At 40.6% G+C, this 24,955-nt stretch carries 18 protein-coding genes and 1 tRNA gene; 14 read left to right on the top strand and 5 right to left on the bottom strand.

The window, feature by feature from the left end; genetic code table 11:
• Nucleotides 1–10: 10 nt before the first annotated feature.
• Nucleotides 11–1,420 carry a sodium:proton antiporter NhaD gene (nhaD, locus tag QZR76_RS03980; protein ID WP_294140609.1) on the bottom strand — a complete coding sequence of 470 codons (1,410 nt, stop codon included), beginning with the start codon at nucleotides 1,418–1,420 and terminating at the stop codon, nucleotides 11–13.
• Nucleotides 1,421–1,497: 77 nt separating this feature from the next.
• Between nhaD and QZR76_RS03975 the strand changes: the two genes are divergently transcribed.
• Entirely contained in the window at nucleotides 1,498–2,160 is a 663-nt protein-coding gene (locus QZR76_RS03975; protein WP_294140608.1) for an MgtC/SapB family protein, read from the top strand.
• 35 nt (nucleotides 2,161–2,195) lie between these two features.
• On the opposite strand, the gene recQ is transcribed toward QZR76_RS03975, so the two are convergent.
• Nucleotides 2,196–4,370, bottom strand: a complete 2,175-nt coding sequence (gene recQ / locus QZR76_RS03970; RefSeq protein ID WP_294140607.1) for a DNA helicase RecQ — start codon at nucleotides 4,368–4,370, stop codon at nucleotides 2,196–2,198.
• A gap of 239 nt (nucleotides 4,371–4,609) precedes the next feature.
• On the opposite strand from recQ, the gene QZR76_RS03965 reads away from it, so the two are divergent.
• The 11 genes from QZR76_RS03965 to QZR76_RS03915 all read left to right on the top strand — a co-directional run bounded on the left by QZR76_RS03965 (nucleotide 4,610) and on the right by QZR76_RS03915 (nucleotide 19,322).
• Entirely contained in the window at nucleotides 4,610–5,575 is a 966-nt protein-coding gene (locus QZR76_RS03965) for a KpsF/GutQ family sugar-phosphate isomerase (RefSeq protein ID WP_294140605.1), read from the top strand.
• Between the two features lie 59 nt (nucleotides 5,576–5,634).
• Entirely contained in the window at nucleotides 5,635–8,130 is a 2,496-nt protein-coding gene (locus tag QZR76_RS03960; RefSeq protein ID WP_294140603.1) for a DUF5686 and carboxypeptidase-like regulatory domain-containing protein, read from the top strand.
• A 108-nt stretch (nucleotides 8,131–8,238) separates the two neighbouring features.
• Nucleotides 8,239–8,970, top strand: coding sequence for an LPS export ABC transporter ATP-binding protein (lptB, locus tag QZR76_RS03955; protein ID WP_041504347.1), 732 nt, complete (start codon nucleotides 8,239–8,241; stop codon nucleotides 8,968–8,970).
• Nucleotides 8,971–9,032: 62 nt separating this feature from the next.
• Nucleotides 9,033–9,114, top strand: a tRNA-Leu gene (locus tag QZR76_RS03950).
• A gap of 79 nt (nucleotides 9,115–9,193) precedes the next feature.
• Nucleotides 9,194–10,546, top strand: coding sequence for a trigger factor (tig, locus tag QZR76_RS03945; protein WP_294140601.1), 1,353 nt, complete (start codon nucleotides 9,194–9,196; stop codon nucleotides 10,544–10,546).
• 117 nt (nucleotides 10,547–10,663) lie between these two features.
• Complete coding sequence (locus QZR76_RS03940) at nucleotides 10,664–13,990, top strand: SusC/RagA family TonB-linked outer membrane protein (protein WP_294140599.1); 3,327 nt, start codon at nucleotides 10,664–10,666, stop codon at nucleotides 13,988–13,990.
• Nucleotides 13,990–15,438, top strand: coding sequence for a RagB/SusD family nutrient uptake outer membrane protein (locus QZR76_RS03935; RefSeq protein ID WP_294140598.1), 1,449 nt, complete (start codon nucleotides 13,990–13,992; stop codon nucleotides 15,436–15,438). The genes QZR76_RS03940 and QZR76_RS03935 overlap by 1 nt, the downstream gene beginning before the upstream one ends.
• Before the next feature lie 5 nt (nucleotides 15,439–15,443).
• Nucleotides 15,444–16,136 (top strand): DUF4843 domain-containing protein, encoded by a 693-nt coding sequence (locus QZR76_RS03930; RefSeq protein WP_294140597.1) that lies wholly within the window; start codon nucleotides 15,444–15,446, stop codon nucleotides 16,134–16,136.
• Nucleotides 16,136–17,650: a PKD-like family lipoprotein gene (locus tag QZR76_RS03925; protein ID WP_294140596.1), complete on the top strand. Its 1,515-nt coding sequence runs from the start codon at nucleotides 16,136–16,138 to the stop codon at nucleotides 17,648–17,650. Before QZR76_RS03930 ends, QZR76_RS03925 begins: the two co-directional genes overlap by 1 nt.
• A 142-nt stretch (nucleotides 17,651–17,792) precedes the next feature.
• Entirely contained in the window at nucleotides 17,793–18,686 is an 894-nt protein-coding gene (locus QZR76_RS03920) for a cation diffusion facilitator family transporter (protein ID WP_294140594.1), read from the top strand.
• 9 nt (nucleotides 18,687–18,695) lie between these two features.
• Entirely contained in the window at nucleotides 18,696–19,322 is a 627-nt protein-coding gene (locus QZR76_RS03915; RefSeq protein WP_294140741.1) for a DUF5715 family protein, read from the top strand.
• 65 nt (nucleotides 19,323–19,387) lie between these two features.
• On the opposite strand, the gene QZR76_RS03910 is transcribed toward QZR76_RS03915, so the two are convergent.
• A complete protein-coding gene (locus QZR76_RS03910; protein WP_294140590.1) occupies nucleotides 19,388–20,098 on the bottom strand; it encodes an SIMPL domain-containing protein in 711 nt (236 codons plus the stop codon).
• A 390-nt stretch (nucleotides 20,099–20,488) separates the two neighbouring features.
• On the opposite strand from QZR76_RS03910, the gene ychF reads away from it, so the two are divergent.
• Nucleotides 20,489–21,589 carry a redox-regulated ATPase YchF gene (gene ychF, locus QZR76_RS03905; protein WP_294140588.1) on the top strand — a complete coding sequence of 367 codons (1,101 nt, stop codon included), beginning with the start codon at nucleotides 20,489–20,491 and terminating at the stop codon, nucleotides 21,587–21,589.
• Between the two features lie 68 nt (nucleotides 21,590–21,657).
• Entirely contained in the window at nucleotides 21,658–22,959 is a 1,302-nt protein-coding gene (locus QZR76_RS03900; RefSeq protein WP_294140587.1) for an NCS2 family permease, read from the top strand.
• Nucleotides 22,960–22,968: 9 nt separating this feature from the next.
• On the opposite strand, the gene QZR76_RS03895 is transcribed toward QZR76_RS03900, so the two are convergent.
• Nucleotides 22,969–24,033 carry an RluA family pseudouridine synthase gene (locus QZR76_RS03895; RefSeq protein WP_294140586.1) on the bottom strand — a complete coding sequence of 355 codons (1,065 nt, stop codon included), beginning with the start codon at nucleotides 24,031–24,033 and terminating at the stop codon, nucleotides 22,969–22,971.
• Nucleotides 24,030–24,857 (bottom strand): PASTA domain-containing protein, encoded by an 828-nt coding sequence (locus tag QZR76_RS03890; protein WP_294140585.1) that lies wholly within the window; start codon nucleotides 24,855–24,857, stop codon nucleotides 24,030–24,032. The genes QZR76_RS03895 and QZR76_RS03890 overlap by 4 nt, the downstream gene beginning before the upstream one ends.
• Nucleotides 24,858–24,955 lie beyond the last annotated feature (98 nt).

Raw genomic sequence — 24,955 nt, 5'->3', positions numbered from 1 at the left:
GTGGGTCAAATCAGATTGATTTTTGTAAGATATAAACGGCGATACCTCCGAGATAACCGAGAAGGGCGATCCAGGTGATGTGTTTGAGATACCATACGAAGTTGATGCGCTCCAGTCCCATGACGACCACCCCGGCAGCAGAGCCAATGATGAGAATGCTGCCTCCTACTCCTGCACAATAGGCCAAGAGTTCCCAGAAGGTGCCGTTCGTGACGAAATTCATTAAATAGGGTGTGAGGGGTTGTGTGTCCGGCGTAACGAGGGGATACATACCCATGGCGGCAGCCACTAAAGGAACGTTGTCGATGATGGAAGACAATAATCCGATGATGCTGTCGATAAGGTAAATATTGTCCAACTTCTCATTCAGGAAGGCGGCCATATGGTTTAATACTCCTAACGTTTGTAGGGCGGCAACAGATAGAAGAATTCCGAGGAAAAAGAGTAGGGTAGAGTAATCTATTTTGGAAAGAATGGCGGAGACCCGGTAGGGAAAAGTTACGCTGGTCGTTTTTTTACGGTTGTAAAGAATTTCCAGGTATATCCATAACATACCTAAAGCTAACAGAATACCGACGAAGGGCGGTAGATGAGTTGTAGATTTGAAAACGGGAACGAATAGTAGGCAAATGATCCCCAGTAAAAGAATAATGAGTTGTTCCCGATGTGAGACGGATAAATTGTTTCCGGTTTCTCGTGGGGCGTTGTTTACGCTTGTGGTATTTCCTTTGATCCGAAAGGAGACGATGATTAGGGGTATCACGATAGAGATCAGGCTGGGAAATAGAAGTTGTTTCATGATGTGAGCGGCCGTTATGTTGTCGTGTATCCAGAGCATAATGGTGGTGACGTCTCCTATGGGCGTCCAGGTCCCGCCCGCGTTAGCTGCAAGGATAACAATACTTCCGAATATCCATCGTTCCGTTTGATCCGAAATCAGGCGACGTAATAACATGACCATTACCATGGCTGTTGTCAGATTGTCCAATACAGCCGACATGAAAAAAGTAATAAAGGCGATAAGCCATAATAACTTTTTCTTATTTTTTGTTTTTATCTGTTTGGTAATGAGGTCGAAACCGTGGTGTGTGTCAATGATCTCGACAATGGTCATAGCCCCTAGTAAATAGAATAAAATTTCGGCAATATTTCCTAAATGGTCTATTATTTGTAGGTTAATAAGATATTGGATAGCTTGTTCCCGGAGAGAAAGAGAATGTAAAGGGGGATTTGCTGCTATATATTCATGAAAAGAAGTGCTGTTGGCAGAGATAATGATATCCGGACCCGTGAAGATACAGAGGGTCCAAAGTAGCATTCCTAATACTAAGGCCGTAGCGGTTTTGTTGATGCCCAATTGGTGTTCGAGGGCGATAATCGTGTAGCCTGATATGAATAGTAAGATCGTAGCTGTAAGCATATTCTTTTATTTGTTGTAAACAACATACGTTATTTTGCGTAAATTTGTTGGTGTTCATAAAGTATAAAAGAGAGGATATGATTTGGGATTTTATTTTTAGGTTATTTGTTGCGGGTATTTTGGGTGCAATTATCGGTTTGGATCGGGAATACCGGGCTAAAGAGGCTGGTTTTAGAACGCATTTTTTAGTCGCTTGCGGTAGTGCATTGTTTATGATTGTTTCAAAATATGGTTTTGAAGATATTTTGGGAGATAAGGGGATCGGTTTGGATCCCAGTCGTATCGCTGCACAGGTGGTGAGTGGAATAGGTTTTCTGGGTGCAGGTACTATTATTATTCAAAAACAGTTCGTACGCGGCTTGACAACGGCAGCAGGGGTATGGGCAACGGCGGCTATTGGACTTGCGGTAGGAGGAGGGATGTATTGGTTGGGTGTCGGAGCGATGGCTTTGACTTTACTTGGACTTGAAGGGTTGGGTTATTTGTTTAAGAGGATAGGATTACGGAGTGTATTGTTGGTTTTTACGACAAGCGTGCGTGAAAATATTAAATTGATCACGGATGAAATCGAACGCAAAGGACATACCATCGCGAGTTATTCGACGGAAACCGGGCAGTTGGGTGATACTTCCACTTACCGGGTTACTTTAGTTATAAAAACGAAAAGGGCCGGAGATGAAAGCTTATTGTTTCAGTATATACAGCATCTTCCGGATGTGATGATAGACCGGATGGAATGAAAAAACTGCCTTTTAAAGGCAGTTTTTCTATTTACTTAATTTCCGTGTTTGGAATGAAATTTCAAACGCATTAATCTCAGATCTTCCTCCGCGTAGTCCCCGTCAAATTCGTCATAAGCATCTCCGATGTTGTCACTCTTGGCTTCCATGAAATAATCGAATATCTCCTGTTGCTGTTCCTCATCGAGGATCTTATTGATATAATAGTCAATGTTCAATTTTGTGCCCGAGAAGACGATGGCTTCCATCTCTTTAATTAATTCTTCAAAAGATAATCCTTCTGCGGATGCAATATCTTCCAGGTCGATTTGACGGTCGATATTTTGTATGATATATACCTTGAATTTGGATTTATTGGCAACCGTTTTGACGACCATATCTTGAGCCCGTTCAATTTCGTTGTCATCCACGTATTGTTTGATCACTTCGACGAACTCTTTGCCGTATTTTTGAGCCTTTCCTGTTCCAACTCCTTGTATATTAGCTAACTCTTCCAGGGTGATCGGATAGTTGATACACATGTCTTCTAATGACGGGTCCTGGAAAATAACATAAGGGGGCAGATTGTTTTTCTTGGCTATTTTTTTTCTTAAATCTTTCAGTATGGCAAATAATGTACTGTCTAACGCTGAAACACCCCCCTTTTCCTGAAGTTTCTCTTCAGATTCTTCAAAATTATGATCTTCCATCAGCATAAAATCTTTAGGTTCTTTTAAAAATTCGTGTCCTTTTTGAGTTAATTTAATGACACCGTATTGTTCAATATCTTTTTCTATATAGCAGCTAACTAAGGCTCTTCTGAAAACCATATTCCAGAATTGGGGAGTTTTTTCAGAACCGATACCAAAAGATTCCAGTTCGTCGTGGTGATACGATTTTATCGTAGAATCGGTTTCTCCCATTAGAATATTTACCAGATGCTCTACCTTGAATTTTTCTTTAACTTCCAAAATCGTATTTAAGGCGTCGATCAAGTATTCTTTTCCTTCGAATTCTTTTTTAGGGAATAGACAATTATCGCAGGAGCCACAATTTTCTTCTTCATAGGTTTCCCCGAAATAATGTAATAGGACTTTTCTCCTGCAGAGGGAAGATTCCGCGTAAGAGACGGTTTCTAACAACAGTTGTTTGCCTATCTCCTGCTCGGCAATAGGTTTTCCCTGCATGAATTTCTCTAATTTCTGGATATCTTTATAACTATAAAAAGTCAGACAATATCCTTCACCACCGTCTCTTCCTGCGCGTCCGGTTTCTTGATAGTATCCTTCCAGGCTTTTAGGTATATCGTAGTGGATAACGAATCTGACATCCGGTTTGTCGATGCCCATGCCGAAAGCAATTGTTGCGACAATGACATTCACCTCTTCCATTAGGAATTTGTCCTGATTCGTACTCCGGGTGGCTGCATCCATTCCAGCATGATAAGCGGCTGCTTTAATGCCGTTTACGCATAAGACTTCTGTCAGTTCTTCTACCTTTTTTCGGCTCAGACAATAGATAATACCTGATTTGCCCTCGTTGTTTTTGATAAATTTGATGATGTCTTTTGTCGGATCGATCTTCGGGCGTACTTCATAATAAAGGTTGGGGCGGTTAAAAGAAGATTTGAATACTTGAGCATCCAGCATATCCAGATTTTTCTGAATATCGTGTTGTACTTTGGGCGTTGCCGTTGCTGTTAAAGCGATAATAGGAGCTTTTCCTATTTGTTCCACGATAGGACGAATTTTCCGGTATTCCGTACGAAAGTCGTGTCCCCATTCGGAAATGCAATGTGCTTCGTCTACGGCAAAGAAAGAAATTTTGACCTTACGAAGGAATTCGATATTACTTTCTTTGGTTAGCGACTCCGGCGCCACATACAATAATTTTGTTTTGCCGCTGAGTACGTCTTCTTTTACGCTTAGTATATCATTTTTACTGAGAGAAGAGTTCATGAAATGAGCTACGCCTTCAGATTCACTAAAGGAACGCATTGCATCCACCTGGTTTTTCATTAAAGCAATCAGCGGAGAGATTACAATCGCTGTCCCTTCAAGAATTAGAGCGGGTAATTGGTAACATAAAGATTTCCCTCCTCCTGTAGGCATTAGAACAAAAGTATTGTTTCCTGCCAGTACGTTCTTAATAATCTGCTCCTGATTTCCTTTAAAATTATCAAAACCGAAATACTCTTTTAATTTAACATGTAAATCAATTTGCAATCCCATGATTTTATTAAAAAATTTCTACACACCTCCATAGGAGGGAGTGCAAATTTATAACTTAATTCTTTTGTACAAACAAAATAGGCGATAATAAATCTATTCCTACACATTTTTGGGGCAATCGTAAAAAAATAATACTTTTGCCCTTAGTAAAGTTATAGACAAAAACTGAGTGTGCAATAAATTTTGAATTTTTTTTTTGCTGAAACTCGTTTTTTTGAAATTAATAAACGAAAAGGAACATGGTAGATATAAAATCAATCGCCTTGAATGTGATTCGGGATGAGGCCGAAGCCATTCAGAATTTGTCCCAATATATAGATGAAAACTTTGAGGCTGTTGTGAAATTGATTTACGAGAGCAAAGGACGTGTCATTGTTACCGGCATTGGTAAAAGTGCTATTATTGCGACGAAGATTGTAGCAACGTTAAATTCAACAGGTACTCAGGCTATATTTATGCATGCCGCTGATGCTATTCACGGTGATTTGGGAATGATCCGGGAGGAAGATGTGGTTATCTGTGTTTCAAAAAGTGGGAATACTCCGGAAATAAAAGTACTTGTCCCCTTAATACGGAATATAGGTAATCATAATATCATAGCCATGGTCTCTAATACCGATTCTTTTTTAGCGCAGAATGCTATGTATGTTCTGAAAGCAAAAGTGGAAAAAGAGGCCGGTCCTTTAAATTTAGCTCCGACAAATTCAACTACGGCACAATTAGTGCTGGGAGATGCATTAGCAATGTGTCTGATTGGTTGTAGAAGTTTTTCCAGTCGGGATTTTGCTAAATATCATCCGGGAGGTTCTTTGGGGAAACGTTTGTATTTAAGGGTTGCAGACGTTTTTGATAAGAATAACCGTCCTTGTATTAAGAAGGATGCGGGGATTCGTCCGGTGATTTTAGCGATGTCTAAAGGAAGATTAGGAGCCGTTGCTATTGTGGATGAAAATGATAAACTAATAGGGATTATTACAGATGGTGATTTGCGGAGGATGATGGAGAAATATGAAGATGTCGACGGATTGACGGCAAACGATATTATGTCGAAGTCTCCAAAGACGATTTTTGAGGAGGAATTGGCTTATAATGCCTATCGGTTAATGGAAAAAAATAGTATTACTCAACTGGTCGTTGTTGACGAAAAGTTACGCTATAAGGGAATAGTTCATTTACATGACATATTGCGCGAGGGGGTAGTTTGACGGGATAATAATTTTGAAAGTGGTGACAATGAAAAATTTAAAAATGGGAGATTCTGAATATGATGAAATGCGCAAAGTTCATTCTATTTTTATTTTTGTCTTTATGGATTACTGAACTATCGGCACAAACAACAAAAGTACGCGGACGGGTGACGGATGCCAAAACGGGGGAACCTTTACCTTTGGTGAGTATCTCTTTTGTCGGAACGACAATCGGAATCACCACGGACTTTGACGGGTATTATACAATTGAAACTCGGGCTGAAGTGTCGGAGATCATGGCAGCTTATCTTTCTTATGAGCGACAGGTGGTGAAGATAAAGCCCGGTGCATTTAATACGGTGGATTTTAAGTTGGAACCGGTTGTTACGGATTTAGGAGAAGTGACGGTAACTCCCGGGGAGAATCCAGCTCATGCTATCTTGCGTAATATTTCTAAAAATAAGAAGCGAAATAATCCGGCCGAGAAAGACTCGTATCATTGCTCTACTTATACTAAAATGGAGTTGGATGTCGCCAATATAAAACCGGAGTTTAAAAATAAAAAACTGCAAAAGAATTTCGGATTTATATTTCAATATATCGATACCTCTGTTATAACGGGTAAAGCTTATTTGCCCGTTATGATTTCGGAAGCCTCGGCAGATTATTATTATCGGAAAACTCCCCGGCTGAGCAGGGAAGTTGTAAAAGCCAGTCGTATATCGGGCATAGAAGAAGATTATACCTTAGCTCAATTCACGGGTCATCTGCATGTGAACGTGAATCTATACGATAATTATATTAATATTTTTGAGGTAAACTTTGCCAGTCCTTTAAGTGAGCACGGATTGATGTATTATAAATACTTTTTGGTGGATAGTGTTCAAAAAGAAGGAAGAAAAATATATAAAATTCGTTTTCATCCCAAAGGGAAATCGACTCCGGTTTTCGACGGAGAGATAAATGTCGATTCTTTGACATGGGCCTTGGAGTCTGCTACCTTGCGTATGGTAAAGGGGTTGAATGTAAACTGGATTCGGGATTTGGTGATTGAAAATACCAATGAGCTGGTGAATGACTCAACCTGGTTTTTGAAACAGGACAAAATCATGGCGGATTTTACCGTGCAGATGAAGGATTCTTCTAAGTTGATATCCTTTATGGGACATCGGCAAATCGACTATTCAAACGTGCGGATTAATGAGGATATTCCGCCGGAAATTGCCAGATTGGATAACGATATGATATTGAGTGAGGATGTATTGAAGAATGATGAGAATTATTGGGAAACGGTGCGTCCTTATCAGTTGAGCGAACGGGAGCGGAACATCTATAATATGGTAGACTCGATAAAGAATGTTCCTTTGTATCAGAATATATATGATCTGATCAACACCGTTTTGTTCGGGTATTATCCGGTGAAAAGAGTAGAGTTGGGGCCTTATTATAAGTTGTTTAGTTTTAATAAGCTGGAGGGTGCCCGATTCCAGTTAGGAGCCCGTACCACGAGTGAATTCAGCAAAAAAATACGCCTGAGTGGTTACGGTGCTTATAGTACAAAAGATAACGAATTTAAAGGTGGAGGTAATGTGGAGATTATATTCAATACCTTACCAACTTCCAAATTGACGATCGGGGGCAGGCATGATGTATTCCAATTGGGTGCAAGTGAAAATGCTTTTACTACCGGGAATATTTTAAGTTCTATTTTCTCGCGGGGTAATAATGAAAAACTGACGCTTATCAATCAATTTGATTTGCGGTATGAAAAGGAGTGGTGGTCGTGGTTTACCAATACTTTTGCTTATGAATACAGGCAGATGTTTCCCACTCCTTATGTAGATTTTTTGCGTCCAGATAGTACGGAGGTGAGCCAGATCCGTACTTCACAATTCCGTTTGGGGTTGCGTTTTTCTAAAAATGAGATCGTGGTACGTAAGACTTTCGATAAGTTATCTATGGGATCCGACTATCCGATTGTCGGTCTGGATTTGATTGCCGGAGTGAAAGGTGTCTTTAATAGCCAATACAATTATCAGCGTTTGGAGCTTTCCGTTAAGCATGATTTTACAATTGCACCGATAGGTTATAGCGATGTTATGCTGTCCGGAGGAAAAATATTCGGAAAAGTCCCCTATCCCTTATTGAAATTGCATGAAGGAAATGCGACCTATTTTTATGATCCTTATGCCTTTTCTTGTATGAATTTTTATGAGTTTGCTTCGGATTTGTGGGGAGCTGTTTTCTGGGAACATCATTTCCGGGGATTTTTCCTGAGTAAGATCCCGTTAATGAAGCGATTGAAATGGCGAGAGGTGGCAACGGTAAAGGCGTTGTGGGGATCTTTATCCGATAGAAATAACGGAAGCCGACCGGACACGGAAGCTTTATTGCTTTTTCCCAAAGGAATGTCCTCGGTGTCAAAACCTTATATAGAGGCTGGATTTGGTATTGAAAATATATTTCGATTTATTCGTATCGATGCCATGTGGAGAATAACTCATCGCAAGGATAAAGATCGGCAGGATGTGGATAATTTTGCCATTAATTTTTCATTACACTTGAATTTCTGACGGGAGTGTTGTTATCTATCGGTAAACAGTAACTCTTGATCATTTTTGGGTGACGGCTTTTACTTTTACATCGAAAAGAACTATCTTAGCGCGATAAAACTGAATAATATGAAATTAAGGGCTGAGGATCTGGTAAAAAAATACAAAAGCAGAACTGTCGTAAAAGGGGTTTCGGTTAACGTGGAACAAGGAGAGATTGTGGGGTTGTTAGGGCCGAACGGAGCGGGAAAGACAACGTCGTTTTATATGATTGTAGGTTTGATTAAACCGAATGGCGGCCGTATTTTTTTGGATGACACGGAGATTACGACGGAACCGGTATACCGGAGAGCTCAATTGGGTGTCGGTTATTTGGCGCAGGAAGCTTCCGTGTTCAGGCAACTAAGCGTGGAAGATAATATTAAGGCCGTGCTGGAGATGAGTAAGTTTCCGAAAGATTATCAAAAACAACGCTTGGAAGAGATGCTGGATGAGTTTGGGTTGCAACATATTCGGAAAAGCAAAGGTATCCAATTGTCAGGAGGAGAACGCCGACGTACGGAAATTGCGCGGGCTTTATCCATTTCTCCGAAATTTATTTTACTGGACGAACCGTTTGCCGGAGTAGATCCTATTGCCGTGGAAGATATTCAGAGTATAGTACAGAAATTGAAAGAGAAAAATATAGGTATTTTGATTACGGACCATAATGTACAGGAGACCCTGTGTATTACTGACCGAGCTTATCTATTATATGACGGACGTATATTACAATCGGGTTCCGCCGAGCAATTGGCGGAGGATCCGGAGGTAAGGCGCGTCTATTTGGGAAAGAATTTTGAGCTTAGAAGGAAAAAATAAAAAAAGGTTCAAAAATTTTGGAACTGATAAAAAAGCACTATATTTGCACCGCAAATTAGCAAGCGGGCGTGGCGAAATTGGTAGACGCACTAGACTTAGGATCTAGTGCCGCAAGGCGTGGGGGTTCGAGTCCCTTCGCCCGCACTTGAGAAAGAGCTGGCCGCCTTAATTTAGGTGGCTTTTTTGTTTGTTTTATCATTATTATCATTTATCATAGAGAAGTATGAATATAACACAAACCCAGATCGATGACCTTAACGCAACTCTTAAGGTTCAATTAGATAAGGATGATTACGCTACCCGCGTGAACGATGCATTGAAGGAATATCAGAAGAAAGCAGTAATTGACGGTTTTCGTAAAGGTAAGACTCCCTTTGGGATCATAAAGAAAATGTACGGTAAGGCCGTGTTGATAGAGGAGATTAACAAATTGATCGGAGAAGGGCTGACCAAATATATTCAAGACAATACGCTGAATTTACTTGGAGAACCGCTTCCTAACGAAACGGAAGAACAAGATTTGAACCTGAATCAGGAAAATTTCGAATTTACTTATGATATTGCATTGGCTCCCGTGATGAATGTGAAATTAAGCAAGCGCGAGAAAGTGCCTTATTATACGATTAAGATTGATGATGAAATGATAGACAAACAGATAGAGAGTATCTGTAAAAATAGCGGAAGTCTTGAAGTCGTTGATGTCGTTGAAGGGACGGAATACTTAAAGGGTGAATTGATCGAATTGGACGAGAACGGTAAACCGAAAGAGGGAGGAATTCACAATGAGGATGCTTCTGTTTCCGTGTATCATATGAAAGACGAAGAGGCTCGTAAAGCTTTTATCGGGACAAAAGTCGGAAGTGAAGTTATTTTCAATCCGGCAAAGGCTTATCCGAACAAGACCGATTTTGCCGCTATGTTAGGATTAAGTAAGGAGGAGGCCGAAAAAGTTGAATCTGATTTCTGTTTGATCATTAGTGAGGTAAAAAGATATATCGATGCCGAAGTTAATCAGGCATTATTTGATAAATTGTATGGAGAGGGAGCGGTGAAGAGTGTAGAGGAGTTCCGTGCTAAGGTAAAAGAAGATCTGGAGAACCAATTTAAAGGACATAGTGAATATCGTTTCTCTGTGGATGCTCGTGATAAGATGTTGAAAAAAAATGAGGATGTTGTCTTGCCGGAAGCTTTTCTGAAACGCTGGATGGTGGCCACGAACAGGGAGATGACACCCGAATCGGTAGAGAAAGATTTCGATTCTTATCGTGAGGAGTTTAAGTGGCAGTTGATCAAGACGGCTATGGTTAAGGAGTATGAAATAAAGGTTGAGGATGAGGATATGAAGGGGATGGCTCGTGAAATAGCTGCAGCTCAATTACAACAATACGGATTGTATGGTTTGAGCAATGAGCAGTTGGATGGTTTTGCCGTTCGTTTATTGGAAGATCAAAAACAACGAGCCAACATGTACGAGAGAGCTTTGGAGAATAAAATTTTCGCTACCGTGAAAGAAGGCGTGAAATTGGAGGAGCAGGTGGTGACGATGGACGAATTCGGAAAATTATTTGAAAAATAAAATCTTTTCGATATAAAGAAACTGCCGGAAAAATTTTTCCGGCAGTTTTTTTATGTTTCCTGTTGTTTTTAACATGTTTTGTTTTCAAAATGGAATAGATTACTCTATTTTTGCTGCATGAATAAAGTCTTGTATCTGATCTTGTTATTGCAATTTGTGTCGTGTTCTACTTTTGCCCAAGCTCAGCATCCTGCTAATATAAGGATAAGTGCAGATTTTAAAAATACCTCTATCTTAAAGGTATTGGAAGAGATAAAGCAAAAGAGCGGGATAAGTTTTTTGTGTAATCACGAACAGGTTCGGGAACTTCCTACCATTACTAAGTGTTTCCGGGAAGAGACGGTAGAGAATATATTGAAATTTTGCTTGCAAGATTCCGGACTTGATTTTCAATTTGTCAATCATGTTATTATCATTACTCCCCGGAAGCCGGAGATGATGAAAAAAACAGAGATTTCCGGTCGGGTATATGATATTTCCGGACTTCCTTTACCGGGGGTAACCGTGAAGGTAGAAGGGACGTCTGTCGGGGTCTCCTCGGACAGGGAGGGACGATTCCACTTGAATATATACCCTCGCGAAGCGAAAGTTCTTCTTTTTTCTTTTGTCGGGATGAAAACACAAAGGGTCCCGATTATTCAGGATAAAACAACAGGTATTAGTGTTTTTCTGGAAGAAGATCCGGAATTGATAGATGAAGTAGTGATTACCGGTTATTCTAATTATGCGAAAGGTAGTTTTACCGGAAACTCAACAACCATTTCCGGAGATAAATTGCTGAGGGTTTCCAAAACAAATCTTCTGAGTGCCATTCAGACGTTTGAACCCTCTTTCCGGATACAGGGGAATAATGAATGGGGATCGGATCCGAATACCTTGCCGGAACTTTACGTAAGAGGTCGGTCTGGCATAGGAGTGACGGAGTTAAGCAGGGAAAACTTGACGAAGTCGGTTCTGGAGAATAATTCTAATTTGCCGACATTTATTCTGGACGGTTTTCAGATTGATGTTCAGCAAGTATACGATATGGATATGGATCGGGTGAAGAGTATAACGATTTTGAAAGATGCGGTGGCGACGGCGATGTATGGTTCCAGAGCGGCCAATGGTGTTATCGTTATTACCACTCGAGAAATACAGCCGGGGAAATTGAATGTCAGCTATAGTATGAATGGCGAGGTTGCGTTTCCTGATCTGTCGGATTATAATCTGATGCATGCGGCGGAAAAGATTGAAACCGAACGATTGGCTGGTTTGTTTGAACCGGATGATGTCTCTTCCGAAGTAGCGGGACTTACGGAGTATAATAATAAGTTGAAACAATTAGCCAAAGGAGTCGATACTTATTGGTTGTCTAAACCGGTACGTGCTGTTTTCAATCACAAACACTCGTTGGTCGTGGAAGGGAAAACCGGTAACCTGCAATTGGGTGTGGATTTCCTTTATCACGATCAAAACGGTGTAATGAAAGGTTCTTTTCGAAACCGAATCGGTGGCGGCTTAACCCTCGATTTTCATTATCGTTCTTTGCAACTCCAGAACAGAATATCTTATTACTCTGTCCGGTCAAAAGATTCTCCTTATGGGATGTTTAGCGATTATACCAGACAGTTGCCTTACGACGAATACCGGGATAGTAAGGGAAACGACCTGCCCTATTTACAGAATTGGCATTCCGGTCCCTTGAAACTGAATCCTCTTTATGAAGCCGGTTTAAAAAGTTTCGCTTATTTGAATTACGATCAGTGGATTAATAATTTCAATATAAACTGGTATATTAACGATTACCTCTCCTTTAAGGGAGGGATTAGTGTGAGTTACCGGACTTCGAAACAGGAAGAATTTACGGATCCGCGCTCTTTAAAACCGGTAAATTTGGAGAATACATTAAAAGGCTACTTGGAGAGAAAAGAGGGAAAGGCTCCGGAATGGAATACGAATGCATTGGTGACTTATGACAGGTCGGTAGGAGTGCATTATATTCATATGACAGTAGGAATAAATGCTCGTTCTTCCCGAACAGAGTATGTATCCTCTGCTTATCGGGGATTTGCTTCCGGGGGTTTGCATTCTCCCAATTATGCTATGGAAGTTGTTGTGAAACCAACTTTAGGAGAGGTTACCAAAAGACTTTTTGGTGTATTCGGGAGTTTGAATTATGCTTATCGTTCAATCTATTTGCTTGATGTTGCCGGGCGTGTAGACGGCTCTTCCGAGTTCGGGAAAAATAGGCGGTTTGCTCCTTTCTGGTCCTTGGGAACGGGAGTTAATTTGCATAACTGCTCTTTTATGGAAAAATGGTCTGCTGTCGATCGTCTGAAGATAAGAGTGAGTTACGGACAGACGGGTAAAGTGGATTTTCCCGCCTATTGTGCTATTTCTACTTATGAGGTGGCATTGGATGACTTGTATAAAACGGGTTCCGGAGTCTTGATGAAGACGTTAGGGAATCCTGATTTGAAATGGGAACGGACCAATACCCTGGATATCGGGGCGGAACTGGAGCTGTTTAAGGGGTTGTTAACTTGTAATTTGAGTTATTACAATAGTCGTACGCGTGATTTGATCACGGATGTGACCATTGCCGCCTCTTCCGGTTTCCCTTCTTATAAAGATAATTTTGGAGAGGTACGGAATCGAGGAATTGAATTATCGTTGAGTGGAAATTTGATAAATAAATCCGATATTTATTTGAATGTGTACGGGAATTTGTCACATAACCGGAATCGAATAATGAAGATTTCCGATGCGTTGAGAGAGTATAATCGGAAAGTAGACGGTTACTATGGAGACTATCATGGAGGTTCGAGTGATTTAAAGTATACCCGGCCTTTATTGAAATATGTGGAAGGGAGATCTTTGACTGCAATATGGGGAATGCATTCATTGGGAATTGATCCCTCTACGGGGAAAGAGCTATTTCTTAATCGACAAGGAACAATGACTCAGGAGTGGAAATCCGGCGAACAAGTCGTTATTGGAGATAATGAACCGGATGTTCGAGGTGCTTTCGGATTTTATATGAAATATAGGGGATGGTCTTTGTTTACCTCCTTCCTGTATGAATTCGGAGGACAGCGGTATAACGAAACTTTGGTTCGAAAGGTCGAAAATGTAAATATTGCCGAAGAGAATGCGGATCGTAGGGTCTTGTTGGAACGTTGGCGTAAGCCGGGAGATAAAACGTTATTAAAAGATATTCGGAACAAGGAGTTGACCCGGCCGACTTCCCGTTTCTGTCAGGATTATAGCGTACTCTCTTTGGATGCTTTGTCTCTGGGATATGATTTGGACCGGATGTGGATGAAACGTTTAGGGATAGAAACCGTGAAACTGGAATGGAGTATGAATAGTGTGTTTCGTTTTTCCTCCATAAAAGAGGAGAGAGGTCTGTCTTATCCTTTTGCTCGGAATATGAATCTTACTTTAAAAGTGTGTTTTTAATGAAATGGATATTGAACATAATGGCTATTTTGATCGTGTTTAGTTCATGTGAGAAATGGTTCGAGGTGACTCCGGCCGGAGAAGTGGCGGAGGATGACCTGTTTCGGAATGCAGAAGGATTTCGGAATTCATTGAACGGGATATACCAGGGAATGAGCCGGGCTTCTCTTTATGGACAGGAATTGTCCTGGGGATTAGTCGATGTTCTGGCTCAGTATTATGACGTGGAAAACTGTAACGATATTGGTTATCGGGTGGTTATTAATACGGATGAGTATAATTACTCTCAAGCGACCGTACGTTCGAAATTGGATACGGTCTGGATCAATACTTTTCATTTGATTGCTAATTGCAATACTCTTTTAAAGCACGTGGAAAAGGCAGATTCGTCTTTGTTCAAGGATGGATACGGAGAATTGGAGAGACGATTGATAGAGGGAGAGGCATTGGCTATTCGGGCCTTTCTTCATTTTGATATGTTGCGGCTCTTTGCCCCGGCTCCTCTCGTTCATAGTGGGGAGAAACGGCTTCCTTACTGCGATCAGGCACCCTCTGTTAATTTTCCTCGTTTGACGACGGAAGAGGTGTTGGAAAAAGTTATTCGGGATCTGGAAAAAGCCAAAAAGTTGACGGCTTCTTTTGATACTCTTTATCAAACCCAAATCTTGTTGGTGGATTCTCGTTTGGGAGATTCGAAATTGGCCGGGGTAAGCGATTTTTTGTCCTTTAGAGGGTATCGATTAAATTATTATGCTATAGGCGGGTTATTGGCCCGGGTATATCTCTATCTGGGAGATAAGGAATCGGCAATGAGAGAAGCGGAGAAAATAATTTATTCTTCTCTCTTTTATTTTACAGAGCCATCGGAAGCTAAAAAGGGGAATTTAAAACTATACGATGATGTTATTTTTGGTCTGTATAATAATAAATTAGTCGATATATACGGAGCCTTAAATGATGAAGGGCGTACTTCTTACTCCTATCTTTTTTTGAAAGATCGGGAAGAACTCCGGGATAAGGACCCGGGAGACGTGAGGGTGGGCGAGAGTTTAGTGGTCAAGCGAAAAGACCGGGATGTGTGCGGAAAGTATTTTTACGTGACTCCTTCAGCGTATCGTTTGAATAATAAATTGATACCTGTATTACGTTTAAGTGAATTGTATCATATCTATATCGAATGTCTATATGATTTGGCGGGAGAAGAGAGAGCGAAAGCGATGTTTACTTATTTGCGTTTTTGCCGGGGAGCCCAACGAGAACTTTCTCTCGGGAGTAAAGAACAACTTTATCGTGAGTTATTGCTGGATGCCCGTAAAGAGTATACGGCCGAGGGGCAGTTGTTTTATATGTATAAGAGGTTGAACCGGGATATTACGGTCGATGGTAAAACCTATGGAATGTCAAAGAATTTTGTATTTCCTCTTCCGGAGGTAGAGACTAATATATGATGAAAATGCGAAAAATAGGGTGGATCGGTTTATGGATTCTTGTTTTTTGTTCTTGTGGCAAATCCGAGATGAAGATGTTCGGCGGGAAGAATTATATCTATTTTGCCGGACGTTATGATCAGGATAGCGTCGAGGTATCGTTTTATTTTCATCCGAATACGGAAGTATTGAGTGTCCCGATTCATTTGTGTGTCTCCGGAGATTTGCTGACAGAAGATAAAACGTTTGTGATTGAGGCGGATGAGGTTTCGACGGCGGAAATCTCCGATTATACCTTACCGGAGTGGAAGTGGAGAGCGGGAGAGGTAGAAGATTCTTCTTTTCGGGTGCTTTTGCACTACTCTCCCCAATTGGAGAACCGGGTTCTCCGTTTGGTTTTGAAGATCGTAGAGAATGAGAATTTTTTGCCGGGTGATATACCTTATCGGAAGAAAATCATACGGTTTTCGGCTTTAAAATCCAAACCGTCGTGGTGGGATGATAAGATTACGGACGAGTATCTGGGGCCTTATACAGAGAAAAAATTGGATGTTTTTATGGAAATTACCGGTGTGGGTGATTTGACGGGGTTGGATGAAAACAGAATACGTTCTCTGGCGATTCAGTTTAAGTATAAGCTTATTGAAGAGGCTGAAAAAGGAAATATTATTCAGGATGAAAACGGGCCTATGTATAAAACGGTAAGTGTAAGCGTGTGATGAAACGAATTGTTTTTTGGATCGGAATATTTTATTTTTTGTCCGGTTGTTATGAAGATAAAGGAAATTATGACTATGTTCCTGTCAATGAAATAGTCATTCAGGGCATCTCGGCCCTTTATCAAAAGAATGCCGGAGAGATATTGGAAATAAAACCGAAAGTCTGTTATAGTCATGATACGATGGCTCCGAAACATTGGACTTATCAATGGAAAATCCAAAGGGGTGAAGTAATAGGAAACCAACGGGATTTACATTATCTGGCCGATACGATCGGAGAGTTTGAATGCTATTTTAGTGTCAAGGATAGCGTCAATGGTATAGAGTATGTCAAGGAGTTCATGTTGCGAGTGACTTCCCGTTATAATAAGGGGTGGATGATATTGTCCGAAAAAGATCAGGTCTCCCGTCTTTCGTTTATTCAGGAGAGGAATCAGGGGAAAGAGCTGGAGTATACGGTCTATTCGGATGTGTATGAGGCTGAAAACGGTGATGTGTTGGGGACTTATCCGGTAAAATTACGAGAACATTGGCCGGGGAGCGATTATTCGGAGGCGGACGGAGAAGTGATGGTCATGCAAAAGGGGGGGCAAGGGTGTGTGGAGTTGAATGATGTCTCTTTTCGGAAAGTGATACATACGCGGGATGAGTTTCTTGAAAAAGATTTTCCACCGGGTTTTGTTATTAAAGATGCACTTCACGGGATTTGGTCCGGTTATTTGCTTAGTGAAGATGGTGGCTTATATTTTCGGAAGTATTTGACAAATGAAATTTTACATAGTGGAGCTTTTATGCAATTTAAAGCGGCTTACGGGGGGGAGGAACTTCAGGTCGATCGATTGGTGCTTACCGATTATCAGAAGGTCCCTTTCTTTTTGTTATACGATGGACGGTATAGAAGATTCTTGTGGATTTCTGATGCCGAAAAGGATGCAACTCGTATCGATAAATTATATTATGGAGAGGAAAGACCTGCCTCGTTTATGGATATTACGGGATTACCTTCGGAAGTAAACTTATTGTATGTAGGATATTTAAGCGAAGGATATAAGAGTTGTGGCTTTTTGATACTATTACATCAAAATGATGAGGTGATAGCCCAAACTTTTTCTGTTACCCTCGATCGGGAGATCATAAATGTTTCCACGGTAAAATTTAAACGTCCGGATCTTTTGAACGGGAGAAATGTAATGACCCTCCTGCCTAAACGGGGATATCTGCTTTTTTCGGGTGGTGTAAGCCAGCAGGAGTTGTATTGTTATGATCCTGTTTCCAACGATATCAAGCTAATCTATGTATTTAATAGTCCGATACGTTCACTGGCTTATAATTCGGACGTAACAGATCGAACCAATACTCGGATTGGGGTCGGGTTGGAAAACGGGACATTTTTTGTTCTGGACGCCTCTTCCGATTATATCGTAACCGGTCTTGTACCTTTATATACTTCTGTTACTACTTTTGGCCGGATCGTAGATGTTGCTTATAAAATGCAGCTTAAAAGCGCATTGTAATTTGTTGCTGTCTTGAAAATAGCATCCTTATTTTTGAATAACGGGAATGTAAATAGGGACTATAAAGAGGGTAAAAACATAGAATCCTTTTTAAGTAAATAGGGTATTATTTTTATCTTTGTTCAAAATTATTTAGTAGGAAATGGACGAGAAAAATCGGGGAAAAGAGATCTATCGGATAACAATCATTGGTTCTATTGTTAATTTCTTTTTATTGGCTTTTAAATTTATTGCCGGAATATTGGGAAAGAGTAGTGCTATGATAGCGGATGCCGTACACTCTTTGTCTGATTTCGTGACAGATGTGATTGTCCTCTTTTTTGTGAAGGTTTCGGCAAAACCGCAAGATAGAGGACATGATTACGGTCATGGAAAGTATGAAACATTAGCGACAACGATTATCGGATTGATATTGTTATTGGTGGGTACCGGTATTTTTTGGAACGGTTTGAATCGTATTTTGGCCGTAACAAGAGGAGAAGAGATAGGTAGCCCGGATAAAATCGCCTTAATTGCGGCTATTGTTTCGATTGTTTTAAAAGAGATTTTGTATCGTTATACTCTTTTGGTGGGGAAAAAAGTAAATAGTCAGGCAGTCATTGCTAATGCATGGCATCATCGTTCGGATGCTTTTTCCTCTATCGGAACGGCTTTGGGTATTGCCGGAGCCATTTTTTTAGGAAAAGAATGGCATGTTTTGGATCCGATTGCGGCGGTTGTCGTGAGTGTTTTTATAGTAAAGGTTTCAATACAGTTGGTGACCCCCGCATTGAACGATTTATTGGAACGTTCCCTTCCGGAAGAAGTGGAGAAAGAGATTTTAGCCGTCATAAGTGAGGACGTACAAATAAAAGACCCTCATAATTTACGAACGCGTCGTATCGGAAATGATTTTGCAATAGAGATACATGTACGTGTCAATAGTGAACTGACGGTGAAAGAGGCTCATGTGATTGCGACGGGAATCGAAGAGCGTCTACGAAAGAAATATGGTCGCCGCACACATGTTGCGGTACATGTCGAACCGGAAAAATAGAGTAGTGTGATGCAGATATATAGGTTGTTTATTTTGATGTGTTTTGTCGTGTGTGTACTGGTCTCGTGTGGAGAGAAGAAAGCGAAAAAGCCTTTTGTATATTTTAGAAACTATTCCCGTACGTTCAATGATTTGAATAACAAACATTTGGATGCAGCTAAACGCTTGGGAATAGAGCCTCTTGCTTCTTCTGGTGAATTTAAAAGAGCAAGTAGAAAGTTGAAAAAGATCTCTTCCTGCGGATTGTATCACGTGGACGAGTTAACTCATTCGATTCCCTATTTGGTTCCGGAGGCTTATGACTTGCTGGAAAAAATTGCAGAGAATTTTAAAGATTCACTTCGTGCTAAAGACCTTTCAGGGCATAAACTTATTGTTACGAGTGTGTTGAGAACAGGGTCGAGCGTCAATCGTTTGAAGAAGAAAAATTTGAATGCCAGCTCTAATTCGGCTCATATATACGGGACGACCTTCGATATTGCATATGCTCGTTATAAGCAAAAAGGATCAAAGTCCGAGACCAGGGATAAATTGAAAACCGTATTGGCCGAAGTTCTTCAGGATTTGCGCAAACAGAAAAGATGTTATGTTCGTTACGAGTATAAACAAGGATGCTTTCATATAACGGCACGCTAAGTGTTCCTAATTATCGATTTTAGATTAAACTGTCAATTTTTAGGGCAAGACAAATCCGAAATCACCTAATCCCTATCGTCTATTTTAAACCTTACCAGCATGGTATAGTAAAGTTTGATCGTGCGGAAACCGTCGAATGATTCTACTTGTGAAGAACGTACATTACTTTGCGCCTGCGATAGGGGGAATGGATATGTATTCTCTTGTGGTTCTACAATGCGAATAAGATCGCCGAGTTGTTTCCCTAATGCTTCGACTAAATAGGTCGCTTTCGTCCGGGCGGCTTTTAACGCTTCTATTTTTCCTTGTCGACGATAATATTGTATTTGTTTGTTTTTTAATTCACCGATACGCATGGACTGTATGCCTTTTGTGTCAATAACTTTTATAATTTTATCGATCTGATTAAAATCCTTTAACGTGATATCAAATCTTTTGGCTATGAGAAAATCGTGTCCCCGTTCACGCCAGTAGTCGCCTACTTCCTGGGTACGTATGGAGTTGTTGCTGATCCCTGCTTTACACAATGCCGATCTTAAATTTTGTTCTATGTCACTTAATGCCACTTTGGTCCGGTAATCTTCCGGTTTGGACTTTTCATAAAACTCTTCCGCCCAATACTCTTTTATCTCTATGATAAAATGGATTTCATCCGGTACGATTTCAATTTCCGATGTTCCGGTTACTTCGATATATTTGGCATTTTCATCCTCTTGTCCGAAGGAGGCGGTGCAGATGGTTAATAATATGGCCAATAATAAATTTCTTACTTTCATAGTTTTTAATTTTAGGATATAATTATGTATACAATAATACAAAAAAAATAATTGGTTGAGATATTAGGTAACTTCTTATCCTTCGTTTGTGGGGAAAATCGTGATTTTGAAAAAAGGGTTGGTGGATTATATCGACTGAACGGACGGCACGGTTATTCTTTTTATCGATTCGTGGAATTTACTTTAATTGTTTGTAATATTTTTAATATCAATATATTGCATGGAAATGGTTACTCCGTTTATAGCCGGGGATAGAAAGTAGAACAAGATGCTGCATTAGCTTAAAAATTGATTATCTTTGCAGACTCAAACGAGCTTAAAAGGAATAAGGATTCTTTTTATTGTTCGTTGGTTTTGATTTGATGTATAATTAATTGATAATAAGATAGTATGAGTTTACAATGTGGAATCGTCGGTTTGCCGAACGTGGGAAAATCGACCTTGTTCAATTGTTTAAGTAATGCGAAAGCCCAGTCTGCTAATTTTCCTTTCTGTACGATAGAGCCGAACGTGGGGGTAATAACGGTGCCGGACGAGCGATTGAATAAATTGGTGGAATTGGTACAACCTCAAAATGTAGTGCCTGCCGTGGTTGAGATTGTGGATATTGCCGGATTAGTAAAAGGGGCCAGTAAGGGAGAAGGTTTAGGAAATAAGTTTTTATCTAATATTCGAGAAACGGATGCTATTATTCATGTATTGCGCTGTTTTGATGATGATAATATTGTCCATGTGGATGGGAGTGTTGATCCGGTAAGAGATAAAGAGATTATAGATACAGAACTGCAATTGAAAGATTTGGAGACGGTTGAAAATCGGTTGTTGAAAGAAGAGAAGCGGGCGAAGACCGGAGGAGATGCTTATGCTAAAAGACTTGTAGAAGTGTTGTATCTTTATAAAGAGGCTCTCGAGAAAGGAGAGTCTGCCCGATCTGTTAGGTTGACCGACCTGCAGCAAGAAGTTGCTAAAGATCTGATGTTATTGACGAATAAACCGATATTATATGTCTGTAACGTGGATGAAGTATCTGTTGTAAAGGGTAATAAATACGTAGATGCAGTTCGTGAGGCCGTGAAAAACGAAGGAGCTGAAGTTTTGGTGATAGGAGCGGCCATTGAAGCGGATATTGCCGAGTTGGAAACGTATGAGGAAAAACAAATGTTTCTTGAGGATTTAGGTCTGAAAGAGGCAGGTGTGAATAAATTAATCCGGACGGCTTATAAGCTGTTGAATCTGAGAACTTATTTTACGGCAGGACCAAAAGAGGTTAGGGCATGGACGTTTAAGAATGGCATGAAAGCACCTCAAACCGCCGGTATTATTCATACTGATTTTGAAAAAGGATTTATCCGGGCGGAGGTTATTAAGTATGAAGATTTTATCACTTTGGGATCGGAGGCTAAATGCAAGGAAGCAGGAAAGATGTCCGTGGAGGGAAAAGATTATGTGGTACAGGACGGTGATATGATGAATTTCCGGTTTAACGTATAATGCAGGAAAAACGATAATCAAAACGGTTTTGTCTTTTAAAAGACATAACCGTTTTTTTAATTATGACGATGAGAATTTTAGCATTGTTATTTGGATTTGATCCGCGTACTATGCGAATCAAAACGGAGATAATGGCAGGTATAACGACTTTTTTAACCATGTCGTATATTCTGGCTGTGAATCCTGATATTTTGTCTGCCGCCTCGATGGATAAGGGAGCCGTATTTACGGCTACGGCTTTGTCTGCTGCGATAGCAACGTTATTGATGGCTGTGGTGGCAAAATTGCCTTTTGCTTTGGCTTCGGGTATGGGATTAAATGCTTTTTTTGCTTTCACCTTAGTACAGGGCATGGGTTATTCCTGGCAGGAGGCATTGACCGCTGTATTCGTGGAAGGATTGGTTTTTATTTTGTTGACTGTATTTAATGTCCGCGAACTGATCGTAAATGCTATTCCTGCTTGTCTAAGGCAGGCAATCTCGGTTGGGATCGGTCTGTTTATAGCCTTTATCGGATTGAAAAATGCCGGAATTGTGGTCTCGGATCCCGTAACTTTTGTTACATTGGGAAAATTTACTCCATCGGTTATTTTGGCCATATCGGGTATCATATTAGGAGGTGTTTTGATGGCAAAACGAGTCAAAGGAGCTCTTTTTTACGTGATTGTTATTTGTACGTTAATCGGGATTCCATTGGGTATCACTCGGTTGCCTGAAAATTTTTCTCCGATAGCTGTCCCTCATTCTTTGAGTCCCGTATTTTTTAAATTTGATTTTCGTTCCATTCTGGCTCCCGATATGCTGATTGCGATTTTCTCTCTGATTTTTATGGATATATTCGATACCTTGGGGACTTTAGTCGGAACGGCTAATAAAGCGGGAATGGTTGATGCGAAAGGAAAAATTCCGCGGATAAAACAGGCTTTGTTGTCCGATGCATTGGGTACAACCGTCGGTGCTGTTTTGGGAACGTCAACAACTACGACTTATGCCGAGAGTGCGGCAGGAATAGCAGAGGGTGGACGCTCCGGTGTTACCGCCTTTACCGTGAGTTTACTTTTTTTGATTTCCCTTTTCTTTTCTCCTTTGTTTTTATTGGTTCCTGGTGTGGCCACCGCGGGAGTACTGGTCATGGTAGGCGTATTTATGTTTGATTCTGTGGTAAAAATTAATTTCGGCGATATAACGGAAGTACTTCCTGCTTTTATTACCATTATTATGATGCCTTTAACCTATTCTATTGCCGAGGGAATTGTGCTGGGTATGTTATCCTATGCTTTGTTGAAGATATTGAGTGGAAAATTTCGGGATCTGAATTTGGTCATGTATATATTGACCGTGTTGTTTATGTTGAAATACGTTTTTGCTTAAAGAGTTGAACTATTCTTCCAACTCTCTGTTTATGACGTAGTTTCTCCATTTGGAAATCAGCTGTTGCATGTCGTCCGGAATTTCCGAATCGAAAGCCATGTATTTTTCCGTTGTCGGATGAACGAACCCTAATGTTTTGGCATGTAAAGCCTGACGGGGGCAGATCGCGAAACAGTTTTGTACAAATTGTTTGTATTTGCTGAAAGTCGTTCCTTTCAGTATCTCGTTACCACCGTATTCCGGGTCGTTGAATAACGGATGTTTGATATGCTTGAAATGAGCCCGGATCTGATGGGTTCTTCCGGTTTCAAGTACGCACTCAATGACATTTACATATCCGAGACGTTCTAATACATGGTAGTGGGTAACGGCATGCTTACCGTATTCGCTGCCTTCGGGAAAGACGCCCATAACTTTTCGATTGGAGAGGTTTCTGCCGATATTACCGATGATCGTACCGTTATCTTCTTCCAGGTTACCCCAGCAGACGGCAACGTATTTCCGGTCGGAAGTTTTGTTAAAAAACTGTAAGGCAAGTTTTGTTTTAGCCTCTTCTGTCTTGGCAATGACCAGTAAGCCGGAAGTATCTTTGTCTATCCGGTGAACAAGTCCCGGTCGGGGATCATTTTCTTTAAAAAGAGGATTGTCCTTTAAATGCCAAGCTAAGGCATTGACCAATGTGCCCGTGTAATGGCCGAAAGAAGGGTGTACTACCATACCGGGCGCTTTGTTTATAATTAACAGGTCATCGTCCTCATAAACAATATGGAGAGGAATGTTTTCGGGAATGATCGTGATCTCTCTTTTCGGGTGAGACATCATAACCGAAACCACGTCTTTGGGTTTTACCTTGTAATTGGGTTTCACGGGTTTTCCGTTTACCAATATATTACCCGCTTCGGCAGCGTCTTGTATTTTGGTACGCGAAGCATTAGGAATCCGGTCTACCAGGAATTTGTCGATTCGTAAAAGAGCTTGACCGGAGTCTGCTTCCAGACGAAAATGTTCGAATAATTCCTGCTCTTGTTCTTCCTCTTCGTTCAGTTCGTCTATATCTTCTGTTTCTTCGATCATCGTTGTTCTTGTGTTTCAATGGAAAGAGTGTCCTGCACGACTAATTTCTCCTGATCTTTTGTCAAATAAATCGTTATATGACTTCCCAATGTGGTCTTAGGATGTTCTTCGATATCAGGCGATTGCTGGTAGATAAAAGCTTCGAGTTGATCTTGTGGAGTGCGGACGGTTTCATCGTTAATAATCTCTCCTATGTTTAAAAAAGACAGCAGAATAAGAGTTTTGGCCTCTTCTAACGTCTTGCCTCGTAGATTCGGGATGAAAACCTGATTATTACTTGTATTCCCATCTCCTAATATAATATCGATATTCTCCCCTTTCTGGATGATGTCTCCGGGTTCAATAGGTTCGTCTTTATACATAAAACCCAGTACCAAATTCTTAAAGTTGGAGGAGGTATATTTTAGTTGGCCGATATTGAAACCGATATTTTTTAACTTCTGTATCGTTTGTCTGAATGCCGTATTTTTTAGATTCGGGAAGATTAGTTTTTCCGGTGCGTTGGCATTGATGGTGAGTTGGATCGTCCGGCTGTTTTTTACCTTGGATTCGGGAGACGGAAATTGCTCGACGACAGCTCCCGCCTTGGCGTGATCGTCGTAGATAGAATCGACTACGATAGCGAATAAATTTTTCTCTTGGAGGAATGGAGCCGCCTCCGAAGGAGTAAGTCCGCGCAAATCAGGTACAGAAATGTATTGACCATGTAAGGTGTAACTGTCTAAACGTTGAAGGACAATATAACCGGTAAGAAAAAGAAGTAACACGGCTACCAACAAGTTGATGCTCCAAAATATGATTTTTTTCGTATTGAATACACTCATAAATTTTATGTGTTTGAATTTTTCACCTTCCCGCTTTTTATTCAGAATGATGGATTGATCTCTTTCTCTGGCAAAAATAGCAGAGATTTTTCAATTAT

The organism is uncultured Sanguibacteroides sp. (genome assembly GCF_900543425.1).
GTDB lineage: Bacteria > Bacteroidota > Bacteroidia > Bacteroidales > Marinifilaceae > Gabonibacter.
The sequence above is the reverse complement of the archived record's forward strand: the minus strand, read 5'-3'. Positions and strand labels throughout refer to the sequence as shown.